Raw genomic sequence first — 21663 nt, 5'->3', positions numbered from 1 at the left:
AGACTATGTTAAAAGTCATGCTAACCAGCACATTAATTACCTCGTTTGCTGCCATAATATTGCCATCAGTACAAGCGAATACGACTTTATTTGAATCTCGAGATGTACTCACACCACAGCAAGCGTTAGGTCGCTTTCAATGGTTGGAAAAGTGCTATTCAGGATTATTGGTTGAGGTCTCTGATAATATTTTCGACCCCACAACCCCCATTCCAAACGATGAGAAAATAACGGATCTTAAAAAAGTGATGTTATACGAAAATAATACCCTTAGGGGAGATGCTAAATACCTCACCTTTGGTGACGAAGATAATGCGAATCCTAAGAATTGGTTTGCGGGTAAATTACCAACTACCTCTTGTTTTCAGATCCCGTCTGACTATCGGATCAGTGCTGTTATGGTCACCCCTACAATGCCAAACTATTGTACGACAAAGTCTCGTGAGCGAACCTACGAATTCATCCAATCGGTGAAGTTTTCCAATATTGAGAACGCCAGCAGCAACACCTTTTACAGTAACTATGTTGGCGATACCGCGAAAATATATGCAGATAAAAGCTACCAGTTAACATTAACCCCGGGATTTAGTAGTGCAGAAGCATACCCTGAAACTTGGCATGTGTTTATTGATTGGAACCAAGACGGTGATTTCAACGATACAAAAGAAACCTTGTTTGCTGGTGTTTCTGAGCAAGCAACTCAGGTCGAAATTACCCCACCAACAGGTGCAAAAAAGGGCATGACGAAAATGCGCGTTACCATGGATTACTTGGGTGGCAGCAATGATGCATGTAAAGAAGTAGACTCCGGAGAGGTAGAAGATTACCTCCTTTACGTGAAGTAATAGGTGGCAACATGAACTTATACAAACAGACTATCGCGGCACTTATTGCCTGCACTACACCTTTCGCATTCGCAGATTCAAATTTTGTGAATGAAGCACAGCTAATGCAAAAAGCACTGAATGTGAATACCTTCCAAAGTGAAATACCTGGATTGGTGAACGATCACATTGTGTTGGGTACAGCCTATAACAGCGATCAAAAACGCTTTTTGAATGTTCAAACTGTCGCAGGTGAAACCATTGAAACCCTTGGTAATACTCGTGTGCAATTTGAATTAGTAAACAATGGCAGCTACGACGCAGTTCTTCGTCAGCTAAATGGTAATGTTGATGTAGATGTTGGCTTTCCTGTTATTCGTATTAAAGCGGGTGGTCATTTAGCCAAGGAAATGTCCTCTACTGAGTTTTCGAATACTTATACCTTCCAAGCATCGTTGACACCCAAAAAACGTGTTCTTATGCCAACAGATGCCAACATTGGTTATACATTGACACCTTCAGGTAATACGCTAGCAAATGAGTATCAAAGTAAACTAATGAGCATGGCTGGTGATGCCTTTATTAGTGAGATTGAATACGGTGCTCAGTTACTTATTAACATGAAAATTGAGTACTTAAGTGAGCAGCACAAAAGTGAAATTGGCGGTTATTTAGGCGTTAGCTATGGCGCAGGAAATATTGGTATTAGCGTCGATGGTAAGCTTAATTATATTGACGAAGATCTTAAGAAAAGTGTGCGTATCACCGTCAGAGCATTGCAAAAAGGGGGGGATCCTAAGCAGCTGCTAAGTATAATTCCTAACAATATTATCACTTGTTCACTTGATAACTATGAGCCTTGCTTTACTTTATTTGAGCAAGCGGTGAACTATGCGAAGAACGACTTTGGCAATCAGTTTAATGCACTCTCTGATTATAATGTTGTGCGTTACAAAGCAACTCCTTACGAGATCAGTTCACAGGATTTACGTCGCTTAGACTCCGGTAATAAAGATATTCGCTTTGAAACTACCTACCGTACTTTATGGCTTGAAGATCAATTCAAAAAGTCGGTTAATCATGAGCACCGTGCTCGTGGTGTGCTTGCACAATACGCTAGCTGGATGACTGATGTACAGCGTCAAAAAGCAGAAAGCGTGCAGGAAGCCGCTTACAATAACGCTTGGATTTATGAGCAATATGCCCGAGTTTGTCGCGATAACCCTTACGGGGCAGCATGTTCAGATGCATGGAATGATTACCTCAACACCTGTGGTGGTAGCGGTGTAGGCTGCATACAAAGCTACACGCTTGCTGATCTGAATATACCAGCGGATAACATGAGCCAATATTTCAAATGCGAAAATGCTCGAGAGGCAACCGCGAACTTTGGTATTGAAGAAAACCATGTATCGCTTGGGTTTAGACAATTAGGTTGGGCACCATCATTTGTTGATGCTAATGACCCCGCTGCGGGTGTGATGGCATGGCTACCATGTAAATCAGCCCTTCCAACCTATGGAGCTGCTTTTGAAAATTAGTGAGTAATAAAAAATGCTAAGATTCAATTAGTAAAATTGGGACGTGGTAAGTAATAAACAATCTAATATTGAGTTATTGCTTCCTCGCCCTTTGCCTCTGCAAACCATTTACAGGAATTTATGTATGCACTTAATAACCATATTAATAGTGCTCTGTGGCCTGTTAAGCTTTTACGCAAATGGACATACCTATTACTCTTTAAATACCGAACAAGAACAACTTGGACACGGGTTTGAGCAGAAATTAGGTATACCGCTTGAACCATGCCTCGATGGTCAGTGGCAATTTCAAGGCGGTAGTATGGGTGATTTGGCTTATCGTGGCGACTTTGACTCAGATACCATGATCAATACCATCACAGGCAGCGTAAAGGCTGGTATCAACTTGATTATTTTTGGAGGTTCAGCCAAATTTTCCATGCGCAGGAAAGTAACAAAAAATAGAAATTCTGCCGCCTCGGCAGTAGAATTAACCTATGAAAAAGGAAGTTATAACTTTGAAAATAGAACGACTAAAATGGCTATTCAAGGGCTACTAAATACAGATCCAAATCAAGTAAGAAGCCGCTGTGGTAACAGCTTTATCCACAATATCAAACTCGGCTCGCGTATCTATGTAACAGCCAAACTCCATTTTAAAGATCGCGCTAAATACGAATGGTTTCAGACTAAAATCAAGGTGAAGTTTCTTTTTTTTAGTAAGACTTTTACTAAAACTAAAGTATTTCAAGAAGCTACCAAAGATGCTGTATATACTATTCAGGTGAACACCGATGGTGGTATGACGCCAGAACTAGCAGGGCTAAGTAAAAATGGCACTATGCATTGTAAAACCGATAATCTAACTCCTTGTATAACGTATGCCGATAATTTGTTTAGCTATTTATTTAATGGTGGTGACTATGTTGATGATCTTAAAGACGAACATTTAAATATTTTAAAGTATGAAGTCGAAAGTTACGAGGATTCTGGCCATTATGACTTAGCCTATGCTGGTCAGGCTGCAATATCTGAGCGCTATATTGCGCTGTCCGCAAGGCTCCGAAGCTATCAAGATTTAGTTTATGACGAGATAGAGAGGTTGAGTGCGTTTAAAGCGGTATCTGAAGATCCGCTTGAAATCGAGCAACTAGCAGCGCGTATTACTGCACGCAATAGTCAACGTATCGGACTTGAGCAAGCTGGCGAGTATTGTGCAATTTTGCCCGGAACAACTCTTTGCGAAAGCCGTATTGAGTCTGCGATAGCGAACGTTGACTAGTTGAACAAATATTTGGAAGAATATCTGCGATACTGCACGGTCTTAACCCGTTGTCTAGCCACATTAGTTAGATTGTTCTTTAACTAATGGGGTTATTTAACCTGAACTTTGGATGAAAAACAGGCTAATCGAAACCTCAAGTTACTTGCACACTACAGTCTATAATTTAGCCTAATAAATTGAAAAAATAGCGTATTTGATCTAGAGTGTAAACTTAATGATAAAAAGCTAAAGTTAACTCATATTTTATTGATTTATAATGTCTTTTTATATGCCCATCGACTAAGGATAGCCAATGACTTTTTTTAAATTACTTTTATTGCCGACAAATCTTATCCAATTAAATCTTATTCGATTTAAACAATTCACCTCTATATTTATTACTTTATTCCTCGTTTCGTGTGGCGGCAGCTCTGGCTCTCCTGAGATAAAACTACCGCCAATTGAAGAACCGCTAAACTCTGTTACTGAAGTACCAACAAATCAAATATTACATGCGTTTTTTCGTGATCAAGATAGTTCTATTGGCAAACTATCTGGCACCGTAACTATTGTCGCGCCTGAAGTTATTGATAGTGACCCCGCTAGAGTCGAGTCTGTATGGGCTTATTGGGTAGATGAGCAAGGAAATAAACAGGGTGATGCTTGGTTAAAAACTATGAAAAAATCGGTTTACGATCTTAATATTCCAGAGGATACAAGTATACCTGAAAATACCAATGCGTTACTTCTTTTGCCGGTAAACACCATTGGACAGGCCACGAAAGGTACCCTTATTCCCTTTCATGATTTCATCGGTAATGCTGAATTATCGGGGCCTGGTGGAAATAAAGTTCACACTTGGGATTATGGCGTTGGTCGCAAGAAAATTTCAATTCAACGCACAGAAGAGCAAGGTGGATTATGTATTTTTGATAATGGTTTAGTTAGTATTACGCATATGAATAATACTAAGGATGAAGTTGGGGAGAGCTATAATCGTAACGAGCTCCCTAACGATATGAATGAGAATGCCTTCCCTCCTTATTCCTTTTTATGTGGTACGCAGCCAACACATTCCGAAGATATGATTTCTGATGAGACTGGGGTTTGGACGTATTCAACGCTAAATGACGCCATGTTTTACGGCACACTAGTTTACAATAGCTTTGTTAAATACCTAGGGGAGCCGCCACTGGAGGACAAAATTAGAATCCGTGTCCACTATGGTCAACAATATGAACAAAGCGCCTTTTGGGATGGCGCATATGCCAACTTTGGTGATGCGTATCCATTATTTTACTCTATGGCTTCACTTGACATCATTGCGCACGAAGTAGGCCATGGAGTTTTAAATAGAATATCTGATTTAAATCGATTCGATCATGAAATTAGTACTGATGCTCGTACCTTGCATGAAGCCTTTGGCGATATCTCAGGTGTAATGGCAAAATACGAGTTTACGGGACATTCAGATAATTGGATTCACGGCCAAGAGAATGGCGGCTTTATTCGTCATCTCGATCAGATAAAAACTGAAAATGGTGCAATTGATAGCTTTCTTGATTATGAGGAGGCTGGTGATAATTTCTATTTACGCATTGGTATGATCACCTACCCATTTTATTTACTATCAAATCAATGGGGAATAGAGCCTACCTATAAAGTGTATTTAAATTCAGCGAAGGTCTGTTGGAGTGCGTTGACCACACTAACTGAAGCTGCTGAATGTATTAAACAGCAAGCAGGTGTAGCTGGCTTATCTGAAGAAGATGTTGTTGAAGCTTTTAAGGTGGTAAAAATAAAACTTTTTGACCAAGGCGTGCTTAGCTATTTTAATGCAGAGAAAATTAAATTACGCACTCAGTTTACCGATGATAGCCGCTCAACGAGTCAAGTAGTTCAATGGTTATGGGATTTTGGAGACGGCCAAACTTCAACAGAAGCAAGCCCCGAGCATATCTTCGCAGAATCTGGAAGCTACCCAGTTAAGTTGACAGTAACTGATCAATCCGATGATCAGGATACCTTTGAACGGCTTATTCAGGTAACAGATGAGTATTGTTCAATAAACTCAGCTAGCGTCGATAAGCATATCACTCATGTTTTAATTGGTGATAACAACATTAATTATAGTTCAACAGCATGGGACTATACCCAAATGCCTATAGAGCTAATAGATCCCAGCAATACTATCATTAATATTCAAGGAGATACTGAAGTAACAGAGCGTTCTACCTCATGGAAAGTCTGGATTGACCTCAACGATAATGGAATTTATGGCGATGAGGTTAATGAGCTTGTCGTAGATGAATTTGTCGAAGAGGGGCAACCTTATGGCCTTAATACTATACTCGATTTATCAACGCTGCCAAGGAGCAGTCAGGCTAAATTTATGAGAATTATTGGTGACTATGCCGTTTTTGGTCCTTGTTCTTCGAGTATAGGGGAAGCACTAGATTTACGTGTGAGTTGGCAGTAAATTCGGTTAATACACCCTATTGAGTCGAGCTATTTATACTAGAGTGCGCTGAACTTTGAGGTATGAAAAATAAATAGCATGAAGGAAAGGCATAATTGAACTCGCTAAAAAACGATACACCTAATCTTAATACCAAGATTAATGTTTATAGGCGTCATGGATATCTTATCAAAAGTAATGTGCTTAAGTGGTCGAATTTATAATCAGCTTGATCATAGAAAAACGCTTGAAAGCATATTGTATAATATGTGCACAGGTATTCCATGGCGAGATCTGACTTCTTACTTTGGTGCATGGAGTGCCATATGGAGGCGGTTTAACTTATGGACTAAAAAAGATATTTTGAACGAATTGTTTCGCTTATTATCTCGCGCTGCGATTAAATCGTCCCTAAGTTGAACAAATTTCCATCTTGAAAGGTCAACACGCCCTCGTTATTTACGATAATAAATGATCACTTTTTCAAATGCTTTGGCAATGTTATTATCGCGTTGGATTTTATTTAATAGAGTTATCGTGATTACTTTCCCTATTTCGTTATTAGTCAATTGGCAATGCACATCACAAGTAAGTGATTTATCATCCTCTGAACGTGAGTGGCTTTTTGAGCCACATTCCTTAACAGTTAAATTAAAAAGCAGGGCGCAAGTATTTAGCGTAAAAGTGCTCAGTGAAAAATTTTTTGATTTAACACTTGAGCAAAAAGCATTGCTTGGCTGCGAAGCCTCAACGGCATTAAACCGAGAAGTACTTTTATTGTGCGATAATATTCCCATGGTATATGCACAAAGCTGGCTGCCAGATAATCAATTATCAAATCAACCAAAAAACCCTCTGCATAATATGGGGGATCGCCCATTAGGCGATGTTATTTTTCAAAATCCAGAGCTCGTGCGCAAAGAGATAGAAGTCGCTCGTTTTGATACAGAGCACCCGATACAGCAATTAGCATTACAACTAAACTTACCAATACAAAAGTTGTTAGGCCGACGTAGCGTATTTTCGCTTAAAGATTACAATTTTTTGGTCTGTGAAGTGTTTTTACCTGGAGCGTACCTTTACTCATGAAGCTAGCAACCTTAAAGTCACAGCATCTCCCTTACTACATACAACTTATGCGTGTAGATAAACCAATTGGTACACTATTGTTACTTTGGCCAACCTATTGGGCTTTATGGCTTGCTAATGATGGAATGCCTAGCTTAGTCAACTTTGTTGTATTTACGCTTGGCGTTATCGTTATGCGAAGTGCAGGTTGCGTAATAAATGATTTTGCTGATAGAGAGATAGATGGCTCAGTAAAGCGGACCGCCCAGCGTCCATTGGCTTCGGGGCTGGTTAGCAGTGGTGAAGCACTTAGTTTGTTTTTACTATTAATAGTCATAGCATTTATTTTAGTGTTGATACTCAGTTTTAATACTATTTTACTTTCTTTTGGGGCGTTGGCATTAGCCTTTTGTTATCCGTTTATGAAGCGCTACACACAGTTACCTCAAGTTGTACTCGGGGCAGCATTTGGCTGGGCAATACCGATGGCTTATATGGCCTCGATAAATGCACTTCCTTTACAGGCTTGGTTATTATTTATTGCTAATATTTGCTGGACGGTAGCCTACGACACAATGTATGCAATGGTAGACAGAGATGATGATTTAAAAATAGGCGTTAAATCGACGGCTATTTTGTTTGGTGAATACGATCGTCACATCATTTTTTTCCTTAATATGACCTTTGTAGTTATAGTGGCTTTTATAGGTTTTATTAATGAACTATCAACTGCATTTGGAGTTGGATTAAGTGTCGCTGCTGGTTTGTTGTTTTATCAGCAAACACTTATCCACAAACGTGAGCGCGGGGCATGTTTTAAAGCATTTTTAAATAATCACTATGTTGGATTAGCTATTTTTATAGGTTTATTGTTTTCGTATCCAATGGCTATTTAGTTTGAGTCATCTTTAGCGAGGCGGATCAATAATGCCGCTGATAGATGCGTTTTTTCTAAACCACCCAGCAATTGAATAACGATTATCTATGGCTGGCAATACCTCATGTACAAAACGCTCACTTTCAAATAAAACCAATGTACCGGCTTGAGGTTTTATTATTATTTCAATTTCTTTGCTTTTGGTTTTGTAGACAACGAGCTCACCACCTTGTGCTGGAGTATTTAGGTAAAGCACACTGGTAAAAACTCTGTTTGAGCGGCCTTTAAAAGCATCAACGTGTTTTTTATAAAAATCACCTTCAGTATATTTTGCATAGTGACATTCATAGTCAAATAAGCCCATGAAAAAAGTACGGTTAAGCGTTGTACGAATACTTTCCATAGTCGCTTGATAAGTTAATTGCGCTTGTGAGGTACCATCAAACCAAAAGGTCTTATCTTTGCGGATAGTATCGTCAATTTGCAAATTATTTAAACGGCCAATACCTGCGAGGCTAAATTGAGGATTTATACGATAACAGTCAGCCATTAAATCAATAATAAGCTCTTCATTTATAGCATTAGGTATAACAGTGTAGCCAAGCTCTTCGATATCATTTAAATAAGTATCGTCGGCTGAAAAGTTAATCATTCAAGTGGGTCATTTTTTGAAGGTGCGACAGTGTAGCTCAAAAGAAGTTAAAAGCTATCACTTTGTGTCGCACTTATCTCAAGACAAAACGAGGTTAGTTGATTGTCGTTGCAGCTTTTTTAATGAGAGATAACAGTTGATCTATATGTTCATTAACAGCTGTCTGTTTGTTTGTTTGTACGACTAACTGTTCGTGGCTTAAACTTTTATTTGTTTTTAGCTGAATTAACTCAGAGTGCTCAGCTACAGCATTCGTATGCTCTATGCTAGCAATAGCAAAGTGGTCTGACTTTTCTAAACCAGCTATGACCTGTTCAATACTACCCACTTTAATGCTTGATGACTTATTTAAAGAGTCAATAGCTTCATTTAGCATTGTTTGAACTTGTTTTGATTGCGAAAAGCAACCATACATCGGGTAGCTATCAAGGTCGTGCTTACTAATGTCATTTTTTTGAGCTAATGGGTGATTTTTAGATACGAATAAAATGAGTTGATCTGGTAAATGTATATCACTGCCAATACTATTAATCGCTTGTGAGTATACGCTAATATCAATTTCACCTAGTTGAAGCTTTCGACTCAGTTCGTGTTCTTCTTGCAGTTGCATTTCTATTTTTACATGTGGGTACTGTGCTAAAAATTGCCCGCAAGAAATAGGTACAACATTACTTGCTTTATTGGTGTAACCAATAATTAATTTCTCACCTGTTTTTCCACTTACGGATTGAAAAATAAGCTTTTTAGTAAGCTCTAGCTCAGATAAAGTGTTTTTTGCGTAATCAAGAAATAGCTCACCTTGCTGAGTTAGCTTTACAGAACGAGTTGAACGTTTAACTAGTTCGTATCCCATTTCATCTTCAAGTGTTTGAATACTTCGCGTAAGTGCGGAGGTGCTGATTTGGGTTTGTTCTGCTGCTTGTCTGAAATGGCGTAGTATGCCGAGTGCTACAAATTGTTCTAATTGTTCAAATCTCACTTTATAGTCCCTTTTTATAAGTAAGTCGCGGATGCCGCGAACATCAATTATATTAATTTTTAGCTAAACAAAATAGTAAAATTTAATATCTAAATGCGTTTGCAAATTTATGACAAATTTTGGTCAGGATATCCCCCTTTTAATATTTATCAAAGAGGTAAATTGTTAAAAAGTATTATCCTTTAGCCTTAAAACTCATGATTTATTACTTACCTAGTATCCTTTTTAGGGATAAGTAAATCATAAAAAAGGCTTTGTAATCAATTTTTTATATATTTTAGTAAAGACGAACATTCTAAATTAAGAAAAAAGTATGCCACATAATAGGGTATTGATTAAGCACAATTTACGAATAGTTGAATGAACATTGACACATATCAGCTTTTTATTTAACAAAGTTACGATTAACACGGTTGCTTAATGGTTTGTTTTCTATGCTTTGGAGTTCTATTTCAATAGCATCACATGATATGTGGATTTCAAATAAAGAGGTTAATAACGATAAACTTAAGCAAGTTAAGCTAACACCAAATAAAATAATGCCCGCTGTATTAAATTCAATAAATAGTGCAAACATGGATAAAGTGCATAATAAAAATGATGCCACACCATATACTTGCATAGTTCTAATTAGCTTAATACGCTTTCTCAAGTTTGTTATTTGCGCGACAACAACGGGACGAATTGACTCTCCTTCTCGTGCATTTAGTTCCCGAATTAATTGTGCTAATACTAAAAATCGGTTTGTGTAGGCAAGTAATAACAATGATATTGCAGGAAAAAGTAAACCTGGAGTGGTGAGTGTCATAATGTATCCTTAAGTGGTATTACTAGCTTTAATTTGTACAGCGTAACGCAAGATATTGTATACATAAAATAAACGAGGTGGAAATTGCAAAATACTAATAATACAAACGAAACAGTAGGCTCTTTTCAATGGGTAACAATTTATAAAGCCGAAAATACCTTTGAAGCTAATATTCTTAAAGGTTTAATACAAACAAGTGGTATTGAATGCCAAATTAAAGGAGAGATGTTGCAAGGCGCAATGGGAGAAATCCCATTTGATCAAACCCAAGTTAGCGTGCAGGTTTATGCGATAAAAGAGCGCCATGCGCGACAAATATTGGTAAACTATCAACAAGTAAAACAATCCGCTCCAGATTGGGTATGCCCTAACTGTAATGAGCATAATGGATCAACATTTGATTTTTGTTGGTCATGTGAGACATTAAAGAATGACTAAAGCAAATAATTTTCAGCGTATTAGAGAGCTAAACTATTTACAAAAAGCCGTTTTAGCGAGTGCTTTAATTGAGCGAATGCTGCCAAATTACGGTTTATTTAGCGAAGCAACAGGGTTTGGTGACGAAACCTTATTACGAAATTCGCTTAATGTTTGTTGGGAAAAAATATTACTACCTAAAAGTAAAATAGATCTCGAGAAACAAGTTGAAAAAATAGAGCCAAATGTTCCTGAACTTGCTGATTTTGATATGTTTGGTACGTATCCAGCTATTGATGCAGCAACGTCGTTACTTAGCTTAATGCACGGTTTAATGGCGCAAGACGAGCAAGAGTTCATTAGTGTAAGCAAAATATCGCAAGCGACCGTTGCGCGTTTTATTGAATACCAAATGACAGTTGAAGGTGAAATCGCAGATAATACCGCCGTTAGAGAGCACCCATTAATGCAGTACGAGATTGAAGTATTGGGTGAGCTAATTGATTTTGTAGAGAATATGGGGCGTATTACCTCCGATAGCGTAAAGGCACTTAAAAAGTTTGCTCTTGAAGATGGCCAAACAAATATTGGTCTTACGTTATAAAAATAGTTTAGTAATAATTTAAAAAGGCTGGAGAAATACTGTGCGAATTTTAGGCATTGAATCGTCGTGTGATGAAACGGGTATAGCAATATACGATGATGAAAAAGGCTTGCTAGCTCATCAATTATATAGCCAGGTAAAGGTGCATGCTGATTATGGCGGTGTAGTGCCGGAACTTGCATCACGCGATCATGTTCGTAAAACGCTACCGCTTATAGATGCTGCTTTTGCGCAAGCTGGTTGTGGCCCTGAAGATTTAGATGGTATTGCTTATACTGCAGGACCTGGCTTGGTTGGCGCACTACTTGTAGGTACCTCCATTGGCCGCTCTCTAGCATACGGGTGGGATATTCCTGCGGTAGCGGTTCATCACATGGAAGGGCATTTACTTGCCCCTATGCTTGAGGAAAATATCCCTGAGTTTCCGTTTATTGCTTTATTAGTATCTGGCGGTCATACCATGATGGTTAAAGTAGCGGGTATTGGACAATATGAAGTACTAGGTGAGTCGGTTGATGATGCTGCAGGTGAGGCTTTTGATAAAACGGCTAAGTTGCTTGGTCTTGATTACCCCGGTGGTCCGCGCTTAGCTAAAATGGCTGAACAAGGTGTTGCTAAACGCTTTGTATTTCCTCGTCCGATGACTGATAAGCCAGGCCTTGATTTTAGTTTTAGTGGTTTAAAAACAGCTGCTTCAATCACTATTCGTGAAAATGATGATGACGAACAAACTAAAGCCGATATAGCGCATGCATTTCAAACTGCAGTTATTGATACGCTTGTTATTAAATGTAAGCGAGCACTTAAACAAACCGGTATTAAACGTTTAGTCATTGCAGGCGGAGTAAGTGCAAATACACAGCTTCGTTTACAGCTTGAGCGCGTTATGAAGGGCATGAAAGGCGAGGTTTTTTATCCTCGCACTGAGTTTTGTACCGACAATGGAGCAATGATTGCTTATGCGGGTATGCAGCGTTTAAAAGCAGGGCAATTTGCCACGCTTGATATGAAAACAAAACCGCGTTGGCCAATAGATAGTTTGGAAGCTATTTGATACTCGATATATTAAATGTTTTTATTTTCATCTGTGGGTGCTTTTTTAGTGCCCACTTTTGGTTCATCGCCACTAAATAATCTAATAATATTAGTGCGATGACGAAAAATAATTAAGATCGTAATAAAAGCGACTGGTAATGTATAAAGTGGTTTTATTAGCCAAGTATACAAAGGTGCTAAAGAGACAGTAACCAATGCTGCAAGTGATGAATAACGTGTAACTGCAATAATAACTAACCACGTAAAAATAAGTAAACCCGCCAGCGATAAACCAATAGGTAATAATGACCCAAATGCTGTAGCGACTGCTTTACCGCCTCTGAAACTAAAAAACAGTGGATACATATGCCCTAAACACGCAGCAACTGCAATCAAACCTAACTCAAATGGCTCAAACTTTAAAAAATAAGCGCCCCAGACCGGAATCGTCCCTTTTAAAATATCAAAAATTAACACTAAGCAAGCAGGTAATGCACCTCCCAATCTATAAACATTAGTTGCGCCTGGGTTGTTAGAACCATGGCTTCGAGGATCTGGAAGGGTGAATAGTCGTGACACCAATATGGCCGATGAAATTGATCCGAGTAAATAAGCTAAAACAAATATCAAAATGGCTAACACACGCTTCCTTACTTTTTTATTGTTATACCAACCACATTTAATGCAATTGGTATTGCTTTTGGGCTATTATTGGCGGCAAAATTTATCGTAAAAATTATTATGCTTCTTTCATTACTAGCTAACCTAGCTATTTTGTTATTGTAGAAGGATTTTTTACATATTTAAACACTGATTAAAGCATATACAGCATTAATTTTTTTGATGCTTTATATAACAAGTTCAGTCGTTTTGGTTATTTGGAGTATCAATGGACAAGGTATTTATATCTCAATTGCACGTCGACACTATTATTGGAGTGTACGACTTTGAAAAAGAAAGTAAACAGAGCCTTTATTTTGATATTGAAATGCTGAGTGATATTAAACCCGCAGCTGCGAATGACGATATTAATTTAGCACTTGATTACTCAAAAGTAAGTGAGCGAGTTATTGAGCACTGCACTGCTAAACCAGTTGAATTACTCGAAACATTAGTAGAACAATTAGCGCATATTATTTTGACTGAATTTAATACTCCACAAGTAACAATTAAAGTAAGTAAACCCGCAGCAGTGGCGCAAGCGCAAACTGTAGGTGTTGAAATTACACGCGCTAAGGTAAGTAACTAAATGGCGCAGATTTATATCAGCCTTGGGTCAAATATAAATAAAGTACATTACATGCAATCTGCATTAATCGCACTTGAGAGCCACTTTAAAAAAATTATTCACTCGTCTGTTTTTGAGAGTGAAGCGGTGGGGTTTGCTGGTAATAATTTTTATAACTCAGTGGTTGCAGCGACAACAAGCATGGCATTGGCTGATGTATGCGCTCTACTAAAGCAAATAGAACGTGATAATGGCCGTACTGCCAGTGACAAAAAATTTAGCCCTCGGACACTGGATTTAGATTTACTGTTTTACGACGATGTAATTTGCCAAAGCCCTGCACAACTGCCCCGTGACGAAATAACTAAAAATGCATTTGTATTACAGCCTCTGAGCGAGGTTGCTCCTGATTTTTATCACCCTGTAGCTAAACAAACAATTGCCCAGTTATGGAGTGCGTATAATAACCCTCAACAAAAATTATGGAAGGTGGAGTTTTCTAACCCATGAGTATTATTGAAATAATTATTTTAGCCCTCATTCAGGGGTTTACTGAGTTTTTACCTATATCGAGTTCAGCGCATTTAATTCTACCATCGCAAGTTTTAGGCTGGGAAGATCAGGGACTTGCATTTGATGTCGCTGTTCACGTTGGGACTTTAATTGCTGTCGTTATTTATTTTCGTAAAGAGGTGGCCGATATACTTACTGGGTGGTTTAAATCATTTGGCGCACAAGGTACTACAGATGATAGTAAGTTAGGCTGGTGGATTATTTTAGGCACTGTTCCAGCGGCTATTTTAGGCTTACTGCTAAAAGACTTAGTTGAATTGTATTTACGCAGTGCATGGGTTATTGCCACAACGACCATTGTATTTGGTTTACTCCTTTGGTACGCCGATGCAAAAGGTAAGCAAATTAAAACTATTTACCAACTTAATTGGAAAACAGCGCTTCTCATCGGTTTTGCACAAGCTGTTGCAATGATCCCGGGAACTTCTCGCTCAGGTATTACCATGACTGCTGGTTTAATGCTTGGAATGAATAAGCAAAGCGCAGCGCGTTTTTCGTTTTTACTGGCAATTCCTATTATTTCTATGATGGGGCTATATTACACAGTAGAGCTTGCGCTAGGCGATCATGTTGTAGATTGGAACACGTTATTACTAGGTGTGGGGTTATCGTTCCTATCAGCTTATGCATGTATATTTATGTTTTTGAAAGTGATAGAGCGAATGGGTATGCTGCCATTTGTAATATACCGCTTATTACTAGGTGTTGGCTTGATTGTATTTTTGACAATGTAGTTAACCACCGACGAACAAAAAGCCTTCTAACTTAAGAAGGCTTTTTTGTTATTAAAGTGTTGTTTTTTGCATGAGTGAAATGCTTACTCGCAATGGTAACTCAGCACTAATTTTGGCATTATAGCGCCATTAAACTTTACATTACTGTAAAGTGGTCACACGATTTAAGGAAAGTATATGCATATACATATTTTGGGCATTTGTGGCACGTTTATGGGTGGTATTGCAGCCATAGCTAAATCGTTGGGTCATAAAGTAACCGGCTCTGATCAAAACGTTTACCCGCCAATGAGTACGCAACTTGAAGATCTTGGTATTGAATTAACCCAAGGCTACGATGTATCTCAATTAGAGCCAAAACCTGATATGGTGGTTATTGGTAATGCAATGAGCCGTGGTAACCCGTGTGTTGAATATGTCCTTGATAAAGGTCTGCCTTATACTTCAGGTCCTGAATGGCTTAAACATAATTTATTGCAAAACTCATGGGTGCTTGCTGTAGCAGGGACCCATGGAAAAACAACCACAGCGAGTATGTTGGTATGGGTATTAGAATACGCTGGCTTAAAGCCTGGTTTTTTAATTGGCGGCATAGTACAAAACTTTGGTATATCAGCGAAAGTGGGCGAAACGCCATTTTTTGTTATTGAAGCCGATGAATACGACACTGCTTTTTTTGATAAGCGCAGTAAGTTTGTACATTACCTCCCACGTACGCTTATTTTAAATAACCTTGAATTTGATCATGCTGATATTTTTGAAGATTTAAACGCAATAAAAAAACAATTTCATCACTTAATGCGTACATTACCCCAAAGCGGCAAGGTAATTTGGCCAAAGCAAGACGTAGCGCTTAATGACGTAATAGCACAAGGGCTTTGGAGCGAAAGCGAAACGCTCGGTGTTGATTGGAATTATGAGCTAATAAAAGCCGATGGTAGTGAGTTTAATGTATTACTTAATGGCGAAAAGCAGGGAGTTGTTCGCTGGCAAGCAATAGGCGAGCATAATGTTAAAAATGCGATAATGGCTATAGCTGCTGCGCGCCATGTGGGTATAGCCATTGATCATAGTATTGATGCGTTAGGAGAATTTATTAGCCCTAAAAGGCGTATGGAGCTTAAGGCTGATATAAATAATATTAAAGTGTATGACGACTTTGCGCATCACCCAACGGCAATCAAAACAACGCTTGCGGGCTTGCGCGCAAAAGTAGGCGATGAAAAAATTATCGCTATTTTAGAGCCGTGCTCAAACACCATGAAAATGGGCGTACACCAACATACATTATTAGATTCACTGCGTGATGCTGACGAGGTACTGCTTTTTGAACCAGAGAATCTAAATTGGTCGCTAAAAGAACAAGCAGATAAAGCTGGTATGCAGTGCTTTAACAGTACACAAACAATTATTGATACAGTGCTTGAAAATATTGAGCCTAATCAACACATTTTAATTATGAGCAATGGCGGTTTTAATGGCCTTCATCAACACCTTGTTAATGGTTTAGCTGCTAAATACAGCGGAGAATAACGTGCAATTTAAAGATAAAATTACGCTCGCTTTTAGTGGGGCATCGGGTGCGCCTTATGGGTTAAGGTTACTTGAAGTATTGCTTGAGCAGCAATTTCAAGTTTACGTACTTATCTCAAGTGCTGCGCGAGTGGTGCTTGATACAGAATCAAACATCAAGCTCTCTGGTAATGAAGATAAAGCTACTGAGCAGTTAAGTACGCTGTTTAATGCCAAACCTGAGCAGCTAAAAGTATACGGTAAAGATAACTGGTTTAGCCCTGTTGCTTCAGGCTCTGCTGCACCTAAAAAAATGGTGGTATGTCCGTGTAGTGCCGGATCGGTTTCTGCAATTGCAGTTGGAGCGTCAGATAATTTATTAGAACGCGCCGCTGATGTGGTAATTAAAGAACGCGGACAGCTCATTTTAGTGCCTCGCGAAACACCATTTAACGAAATTCATTTAGAAAACATGCTTAAGTTATCTCGTTTAGGGGTGACAATTATGCCAGCAGCGCCTGGTTTTTATCATAAACCACAAAGTATTAAAGACTTAGTTGATTTTATGGTGGCGAGAATTTTAGATCATTTAAACATTGAACATAACCTAACAAAACGTTGGGGTTATGGTGAGGGTAAATAATGAATAAGCAAAATATTGCTTTAAATATTGAAGGCCTAACCAAGGTTTATAAAAATGGTGTCGAAGCTGTAAAGGGCGTTGATTTACAAGTTGAAGAGGGCGATTTTTTCGCTTTACTTGGTCCAAACGGAGCAGGTAAATCAACTACTATTGGTGTTATTTCGTCACTTGTTAATAAAACAAAAGGCAAAGTAGAGGTATTCGGTTGTGATATTGATACTGATTTAGAAGCTGCAAAAGCGCATTTAGGACTCGTGCCGCAAGAGTTTAATTTTAGCCAGTTTGAAACGCTTAGCCAAATACTGGTTAACCAAGCCGGTTATTATGGAGTACCACGCGGCGAAGCCCACAGGCGCGCCGATAAATACCTAGCGCAGCTTGGTTTGTTAGAGAAAAAAGACAAACAAGCGCGTACGCTTTCAGGCGGTATGAAACGCCGTTTAATGATTGCCCGCGCACTTATGCACGAGCCAAAACTGCTTATACTTGATGAACCAACAGCAGGTGTAGACATAGAACTTCGCCGTTCAATGTGGGATTTTTTACGCCAAATAAATGAGCAAGGCGTAACGATTATTTTAACCACACATTACCTTGAAGAAGCTGAGTTACTGTGTAAAAACATCGCCATAATCGATAATGGCCGAATTGTCGAAAACACCACAATTAAAGCGTTGCTTGCAAAGCTTGATAAAGAAACCTTTATTTTAGATTTAAAAATGCCTGCAAACCCTGTCACGCTTGAAGGCTATAAATTTACCATGACGGACGATCACACTGTTGAAGTTGAAGTCGCTAAATCTCAGGGGTTAAATGCGGTATTTAGTGCATTAACAACTCAAGGTAATACTGTTTTGAGTATGCGAAATAAAGCAAACAGACTAGAAGAGTTATTTGTAGGATTATTAGAGCAAGGGCGGGGCGAATAAATGTTTAAATATGGCGTAGCCTTAAAGAGTTTATGGATTAAAGAGTGCATTCGTTTTTTACGTATTTGGGTGCAAACCTTAGTACCACCGGCAATTACGATGAGCTTATATTTTGTTATTTTTGGTAACTTGATTGGTTCACGGATTGGCGATATGGGTGGCTTTAGCTACATGGAGTTTATTGTACCTGGTCTTATAATGATGTCGGTTATTACTAATTCCTATTCCAATGTAGCCTCTAGTTTTTATTCAACAAAGTTTCAAAAAAGCATTGAAGAGCTTTTAGTTGCACCTGTGCCTAACTACATTATCGTGCTTGGTTATATGGGCGGTGGTATGACGCGCGGTATTATGGTGGGCTTTATAGTTACCTGTGTGTCGTTGTTATTTGTTGATATTCAAATTCATAATATTTTTGTAATTATGGCGACCGTTATTTTAACCTCGGCTGTATTTGCTTTAGGTGGTTTAATTAATGCAATTTATGCAAATAGCTTTGACGATATAAGCATTATCCCCACCTTCATACTAACGCCATTAACCTACTTAGGAGGGGTGTTTTATTCTATATCGTTATTGCCTGAATTTTGGCAAAATGTATCACAAATCAATCCTATAATTTACATGGTTAACGCATTTCGTTATGGCTTTTTAGGCGTGTCGGATGTCGATTTAAGCGTGGCGCTTGGGGTTATTTTAGTATTTATAACAGCGTTATTTACATTAGCGCTTACATTAATTAAAAAAGGTGTGGGGCTAAGACACTAATGAGTGATGCAAATTCACGTAGTATTGTATCTAATCAAGCGGGTATTCACGAAAAGCTTGATGAAATAGTAAATAAGCACTTAGAGGCTGAGTTTAAAAAACCGATTGCAGCGCATACTCAGGCCGCATTTGATGAAGTAAACGCTAAAGTACAGGCCTTTAATGGCCCGCTTATTTTAGACTCGTGCTGTGGCGTGGGTGAAAGCTCAGCTAACTTAGCTAAGCGCCATCCTGATGCACTTGTCATTGGTATTGATAAGTCATCACACCGATTAGATAAGCACGATGTTGAGTACAAGCAAACCGACAGCGGGCAATATATTTTAGTTCAAGCTGATTTAAATGATTTTTGGCGTTTAGCGGTTGCTGCTAATTGGCAACCTACGCACCATTACTTGTTGTATCCAAATCCATGGCCTAAGTCTAAGCATATTCGTAGACGCTGGCATGGCGCGGCTATTTTTCCATTTATTGTTAAGTTAGGTGGTCAATTAGAAGTGCGCAGCAATTGGGATATTTACGTTAAGGAGTTTGCTAGGGCACTTGAATTAACAGGCAACCCTTGCGAAGTAACGCTTTATGAGTCAGACGATGCAATTACGCCTTTTGAGCGTAAATATTGGGCCAGTGGCCAGCAAAGCCACCGACTCATTATTAATTTAACCTAATGTGATGACCAATTTAGCTCATTAATTCTTCATCACTTTGAGAATTAACATGTGGCGCTGGGGGAGCAAAATAAATACCTTGCATCAGCGTCACATTCGCTTTTTTCAGTGCGGTCACTATGGTTGTATTTTCTACTGAACCGGCTGTGAGTTGTAAGCCAAGTTGGTTTGCAAAGCTTGCTATGTGTTCAATAAACAAATAGATATCTTTATCGTTAACAATTTGTTTTATTAAGGCCCCATCTAACTTAATACCATCAACTTCAAGTTTTAGTACGTTAGAAATATTTGAATAACCACTGCCAAAATCATCAATGATTACTTTTACACCCTTTGTTTTAACCATTCCTATGAATGCTTTTACCTCTGAAAAATTAGCTATAGCTTGTGTTTCTAATAATTCTAAGGTGATGTTACTCGGGTGTGGATAACGTTTTAATTCGTCGGCTATAAATTCGCTCAAACTAGGATCAAGCATATCTTGCGCGGTTATATTTAAGCTCCAGCAAATATCTGTTTTTCTAAAGCGGCTAATACATTGTGAGAATATAGTACGGGTCAACAAGCCATCCATTCTTGAACGGGTAACTACATTTAAAAAAGCCTCTGGCTTGAGTATTTCACCACTTGCTGTAACCATGCGCGCTAAACATTCATACTGCACTACGCGTTTAGTGTTTATATCAATAATAGGTTGAAAGTAAGGGACAATACGATTGTTATCAAATGCTTCGCGAACCTCTTTAGCCATTTCTACATTGTATTGATATTGCACTTTTACATCGTGAAGTGCTTTTGAGTAATTAACAACGGTATGACGACCTTGTTTGGCTTGCAGTGCCGCAATATGGGCATTTTCTAATAACAAAGATTTGTTACCGCTGGCTATACCGGCACACAACGTAATATAAATAAACGGGTCGGTTAATAGTGGGGTATTAAAGTTGTAGGTTTCGATTAAGTCGTTAAACTCATCGTACGGAATTTCTTTTGGTGCAAGTAATACCAGTTTATTGGTCGCTAAGCGATAAATATGACAACGAGCAGAGCAGCGACTTTTAAAATGCATGAGCAAGTTTTTCATTACTTTATCGCCCACCTCAGTGCCATAAAAGCTATTTATGTCTTCAATTTCGTTAATCCAAATAACAGCTAATTGCATATGGTGCGCATTACTTTGCTTTAGGAAGTATTCAAGCGCTATATGATTTGCAAAGCCCGTACTGGAGTCTGTTGCTAAAGATCGTTTGAGTAAGTAAATATAAATAGTTGCAACAAGTATAGCGATAAAGAAAAAGAAGCTCGCCATAGCGGCCGCCTTTGATACACTTTCTTTAAGTTTTTGGTTTAAATCATAAATGGTGATATCAGCACCTGTTATGTAGGTTTTACCATTAGTGCTATCAACATAAGGGATAAAAATAGTTTTAAAATGTCCCCATTGATCTGCTGATATTTCAAATACAGGCTCTGTCGAATAAAAAGCACTAATGTTCGCCTTAGTGGCTTCAGGGTAAAGATCTAAAAACTGGGTTACTTTGCCATTGCTTTGGTCTTCTTTTGTATAACTCGATGCACTAAAGTAGACTTTGTTATCTTGAAGTACCATCGCGTATACATAAGCAATGTTGAGTGCTTGGGCAAAGTCAGAAAGTTGCTTACTCTTTTTTTGATAATCAGAAAAACTAATCGTTTTTCCCTGATTAACTTTATTTAGGTACGTATCGCCGAGTATATGCTTAACACTGGTGGCTGCGTTAAGTAAGCGCGTATCAACAGAGTGCATTATATCTGCGCGTGTTGTTTGGTAAGTATAATAAACGTAGGTAAGTAAACTGATTAAAAATAGACTAAAACCCGCCATTAACCAACTTACCCTTACTCTTCCTTTTAGCATGTGCTTCCCTTTTTTGTTATTTTTTTATTATACGCAAAATATATAAATGCCCAATAATTAATTCTTATTTATTGGCAAGGCTTAAATATTAATTAAATTATCACTTTTTTGTCATGTCTTTGTCTGCTTTTATGGCTTTAAGCGAGACATTTTAGTTATATTGCAGTAAAGTTAGCGCAATTAATTAAAAACACTGTTACTTAAA

At 38.4% G+C, this 21663-nt stretch carries 23 protein-coding genes; 18 read left to right on the top strand and 5 right to left on the bottom strand.

All coding sequences use genetic code 11. The features are described from left to right. Window positions 1–5 precede the first annotated feature (5 nt). From D172_RS14110 to ubiA, 7 genes are all read left to right on the top strand, one after another. Window positions 6–845, top strand: coding sequence for a GEVED domain-containing protein (locus tag D172_RS14110; protein WP_007377872.1), 840 nt, complete (start codon window positions 6–8; stop codon window positions 843–845). 11 nt (window positions 846–856) lie between these two features. Then, window positions 857–2365 carry a hypothetical protein gene (locus D172_RS14105; RefSeq protein ID WP_007377871.1) on the top strand — a complete coding sequence of 503 codons (1509 nt, stop codon included), beginning with the start codon at window positions 857–859 and terminating at the stop codon, window positions 2363–2365. A gap of 124 nt (window positions 2366–2489) precedes the next feature. Beyond that, entirely contained in the window at window positions 2490–3626 is a 1137-nt protein-coding gene (locus D172_RS14100) for a hypothetical protein (protein ID WP_007377870.1), read from the top strand. 295 nt (window positions 3627–3921) lie between these two features. Continuing rightward, on the top strand, window positions 3922–6087 hold the full coding sequence (locus D172_RS14095; protein ID WP_007377869.1) for a PKD domain-containing protein: 2166 nt from the start codon (window positions 3922–3924) through the stop codon (window positions 6085–6087). Window positions 6088–6243: 156 nt separating this feature from the next. Then, the gene (locus D172_RS21320) at window positions 6244–6486 is read left to right on the top strand and encodes a transposase (protein ID WP_237113678.1); all 243 of its coding nucleotides are present in this window, start codon (window positions 6244–6246) and stop codon (window positions 6484–6486) included. A gap of 117 nt (window positions 6487–6603) precedes the next feature. Further along, window positions 6604–7155: a chorismate--pyruvate lyase family protein gene (locus D172_RS14090; RefSeq protein ID WP_007377867.1), complete on the top strand. Its 552-nt coding sequence runs from the start codon at window positions 6604–6606 to the stop codon at window positions 7153–7155. Further along, window positions 7152–8030: a 4-hydroxybenzoate octaprenyltransferase gene (gene ubiA, locus D172_RS14085; RefSeq protein ID WP_007377866.1), complete on the top strand. Its 879-nt coding sequence runs from the start codon at window positions 7152–7154 to the stop codon at window positions 8028–8030. Before D172_RS14090 ends, ubiA begins: the two co-directional genes overlap by 4 nt. A gap of 12 nt (window positions 8031–8042) precedes the next feature. Here the strand turns inward: ubiA and D172_RS14080 are convergent, their stop codons facing one another. The 3 genes from D172_RS14080 to D172_RS14070 all read right to left on the bottom strand — a co-directional run bounded on the left by D172_RS14080 (window position 8043) and on the right by D172_RS14070 (window position 10450). Then, window positions 8043–8663, bottom strand: a complete 621-nt coding sequence (locus D172_RS14080) for a 2OG-Fe(II) oxygenase (protein ID WP_007377865.1) — start codon at window positions 8661–8663, stop codon at window positions 8043–8045. Window positions 8664–8757: 94 nt separating this feature from the next. Further along, window positions 8758–9642, bottom strand: a complete 885-nt coding sequence (locus D172_RS14075; RefSeq protein WP_007377864.1) for a LysR family transcriptional regulator — start codon at window positions 9640–9642, stop codon at window positions 8758–8760. A gap of 385 nt (window positions 9643–10027) precedes the next feature. Continuing rightward, complete coding sequence (locus D172_RS14070; RefSeq protein ID WP_007377863.1) at window positions 10028–10450, bottom strand: DUF2721 domain-containing protein; 423 nt, start codon at window positions 10448–10450, stop codon at window positions 10028–10030. Window positions 10451–10534: 84 nt separating this feature from the next. Between D172_RS14070 and D172_RS14065 the strand changes: the two genes are divergently transcribed. The 3 genes from D172_RS14065 to tsaD are packed head-to-tail and all read left to right on the top strand — an operon-like array spanning window position 10535 to window position 12525. Then, a complete protein-coding gene (locus tag D172_RS14065) occupies window positions 10535–10888 on the top strand; it encodes a DUF2007 domain-containing protein (protein ID WP_007377862.1) in 354 nt (117 codons plus the stop codon). Next, window positions 10881–11471 (top strand): YjaG family protein, encoded by a 591-nt coding sequence (locus D172_RS14060; RefSeq protein ID WP_007377861.1) that lies wholly within the window; start codon window positions 10881–10883, stop codon window positions 11469–11471. The genes D172_RS14065 and D172_RS14060 overlap by 8 nt, the downstream gene beginning before the upstream one ends. Window positions 11472–11511: 40 nt before the next feature. Continuing rightward, window positions 11512–12525: a tRNA (adenosine(37)-N6)-threonylcarbamoyltransferase complex transferase subunit TsaD gene (tsaD, locus tag D172_RS14055; RefSeq protein ID WP_007377860.1), complete on the top strand. Its 1014-nt coding sequence runs from the start codon at window positions 11512–11514 to the stop codon at window positions 12523–12525. Window positions 12526–12536: 11 nt separating this feature from the next. Here tsaD and plsY read toward each other — a convergent pair whose 3' ends face one another. After that, entirely contained in the window at window positions 12537–13148 is a 612-nt protein-coding gene (gene plsY / locus D172_RS14050; protein WP_007377859.1) for a glycerol-3-phosphate 1-O-acyltransferase PlsY, read from the bottom strand. 247 nt (window positions 13149–13395) lie between these two features. On the opposite strand from plsY, the gene folB reads away from it, so the two are divergent. From folB to trmB, 8 genes are all read left to right on the top strand, one after another. Next, window positions 13396–13755, top strand: coding sequence for a dihydroneopterin aldolase (folB, locus tag D172_RS14045; RefSeq protein WP_007377858.1), 360 nt, complete (start codon window positions 13396–13398; stop codon window positions 13753–13755). Further along, window positions 13756–14244 (top strand): 2-amino-4-hydroxy-6-hydroxymethyldihydropteridine diphosphokinase, encoded by a 489-nt coding sequence (gene folK, locus D172_RS14040; RefSeq protein ID WP_007377857.1) that lies wholly within the window; start codon window positions 13756–13758, stop codon window positions 14242–14244. After that, entirely contained in the window at window positions 14241–15041 is an 801-nt protein-coding gene (locus D172_RS14035) for an undecaprenyl-diphosphate phosphatase (protein ID WP_007377856.1), read from the top strand. The genes folK and D172_RS14035 overlap by 4 nt, the downstream gene beginning before the upstream one ends. Window positions 15042–15218: 177 nt before the next feature. Continuing rightward, complete coding sequence (mpl, locus tag D172_RS14030) at window positions 15219–16574, top strand: UDP-N-acetylmuramate:L-alanyl-gamma-D-glutamyl-meso-diaminopimelate ligase (RefSeq protein WP_007377855.1); 1356 nt, start codon at window positions 15219–15221, stop codon at window positions 16572–16574. A gap of 1 nt (window position 16575) precedes the next feature. After that, entirely contained in the window at window positions 16576–17196 is a 621-nt protein-coding gene (locus D172_RS14025; protein WP_007377854.1) for a flavin prenyltransferase UbiX, read from the top strand. Next, on the top strand, window positions 17196–18125 hold the full coding sequence (locus D172_RS14020; protein ID WP_007377853.1) for an ABC transporter ATP-binding protein: 930 nt from the start codon (window positions 17196–17198) through the stop codon (window positions 18123–18125). The genes D172_RS14025 and D172_RS14020 overlap by 1 nt, the downstream gene beginning before the upstream one ends. Next, the gene (locus D172_RS14015; protein ID WP_007377852.1) at window positions 18126–18893 is read left to right on the top strand and encodes an ABC transporter permease; all 768 of its coding nucleotides are present in this window, start codon (window positions 18126–18128) and stop codon (window positions 18891–18893) included. It abuts the gene before it with no gap. Further along, window positions 18893–19561 (top strand): tRNA (guanine(46)-N(7))-methyltransferase TrmB, encoded by a 669-nt coding sequence (gene trmB, locus D172_RS14010; protein WP_007377851.1) that lies wholly within the window; start codon window positions 18893–18895, stop codon window positions 19559–19561. The genes D172_RS14015 and trmB overlap by 1 nt, the downstream gene beginning before the upstream one ends. 13 nt (window positions 19562–19574) lie before the next feature. Here the strand turns inward: trmB and D172_RS14005 are convergent, their stop codons facing one another. Next, window positions 19575–21458: a bifunctional diguanylate cyclase/phosphodiesterase gene (locus D172_RS14005; RefSeq protein ID WP_007377850.1), complete on the bottom strand. Its 1884-nt coding sequence runs from the start codon at window positions 21456–21458 to the stop codon at window positions 19575–19577. Window positions 21459–21663: the final 205 nt, after the last annotated feature.

Origin of the sequence: Pseudoalteromonas sp. Bsw20308, assembly GCF_000310105.2 — a bacterium.
GTDB classification, from domain to species: Bacteria; Pseudomonadota; Gammaproteobacteria; order Enterobacterales; family Alteromonadaceae; genus Pseudoalteromonas; species Pseudoalteromonas fuliginea.
Note: the sequence above shows the minus strand (reverse complement) of the source record. Positions and strands in the feature narration are given on the sequence as shown.

Excerpts from the sequence above, each read along its gene's own strand:
- ubiA (WP_007377866.1), top strand. The coding sequence starts at position 7,152 with ATGAAGCTAGCAACCTTAAAGTCACAGCATCTCCCTTACTACATACAA.
- D172_RS14020 (WP_007377853.1), top strand. The coding sequence starts at position 17,196 with ATGAATAAGCAAAATATTGCTTTAAATATTGAAGGCCTAACCAAGGTT.
- D172_RS14080 (WP_007377865.1), bottom strand. The coding sequence starts at position 8,663 with ATGATTAACTTTTCAGCCGACGATACTTATTTAAATGATATCGAAGAG.
- D172_RS14005 (WP_007377850.1), bottom strand. The coding sequence starts at position 21,458 with ATGCTAAAAGGAAGAGTAAGGGTAAGTTGGTTAATGGCGGGTTTTAGT.
- D172_RS14105 (WP_007377871.1), top strand. The coding sequence starts at position 857 with ATGAACTTATACAAACAGACTATCGCGGCACTTATTGCCTGCACTACA.
- mpl (WP_007377855.1), top strand. The coding sequence starts at position 15,219 with ATGCATATACATATTTTGGGCATTTGTGGCACGTTTATGGGTGGTATT.
- D172_RS14060 (WP_007377861.1), top strand. The coding sequence starts at position 10,881 with ATGACTAAAGCAAATAATTTTCAGCGTATTAGAGAGCTAAACTATTTA.
- trmB (WP_007377851.1), top strand. The coding sequence starts at position 18,893 with ATGAGTGATGCAAATTCACGTAGTATTGTATCTAATCAAGCGGGTATT.
- D172_RS14070 (WP_007377863.1), bottom strand. The coding sequence starts at position 10,450 with ATGACACTCACCACTCCAGGTTTACTTTTTCCTGCAATATCATTGTTA.
- D172_RS14035 (WP_007377856.1), top strand. The coding sequence starts at position 14,241 with ATGAGTATTATTGAAATAATTATTTTAGCCCTCATTCAGGGGTTTACT.
- folB (WP_007377858.1), top strand. The coding sequence starts at position 13,396 with ATGGACAAGGTATTTATATCTCAATTGCACGTCGACACTATTATTGGA.
- folK (WP_007377857.1), top strand. The coding sequence starts at position 13,756 with ATGGCGCAGATTTATATCAGCCTTGGGTCAAATATAAATAAAGTACAT.
- D172_RS14015 (WP_007377852.1), top strand. The coding sequence starts at position 18,126 with ATGTTTAAATATGGCGTAGCCTTAAAGAGTTTATGGATTAAAGAGTGC.
- D172_RS21320 (WP_237113678.1), top strand. The coding sequence starts at position 6,244 with ATGGATATCTTATCAAAAGTAATGTGCTTAAGTGGTCGAATTTATAAT.
- D172_RS14110 (WP_007377872.1), top strand. The coding sequence starts at position 6 with ATGTTAAAAGTCATGCTAACCAGCACATTAATTACCTCGTTTGCTGCC.
- D172_RS14100 (WP_007377870.1), top strand. The coding sequence starts at position 2,490 with ATGCACTTAATAACCATATTAATAGTGCTCTGTGGCCTGTTAAGCTTT.
- D172_RS14095 (WP_007377869.1), top strand. The coding sequence starts at position 3,922 with ATGACTTTTTTTAAATTACTTTTATTGCCGACAAATCTTATCCAATTA.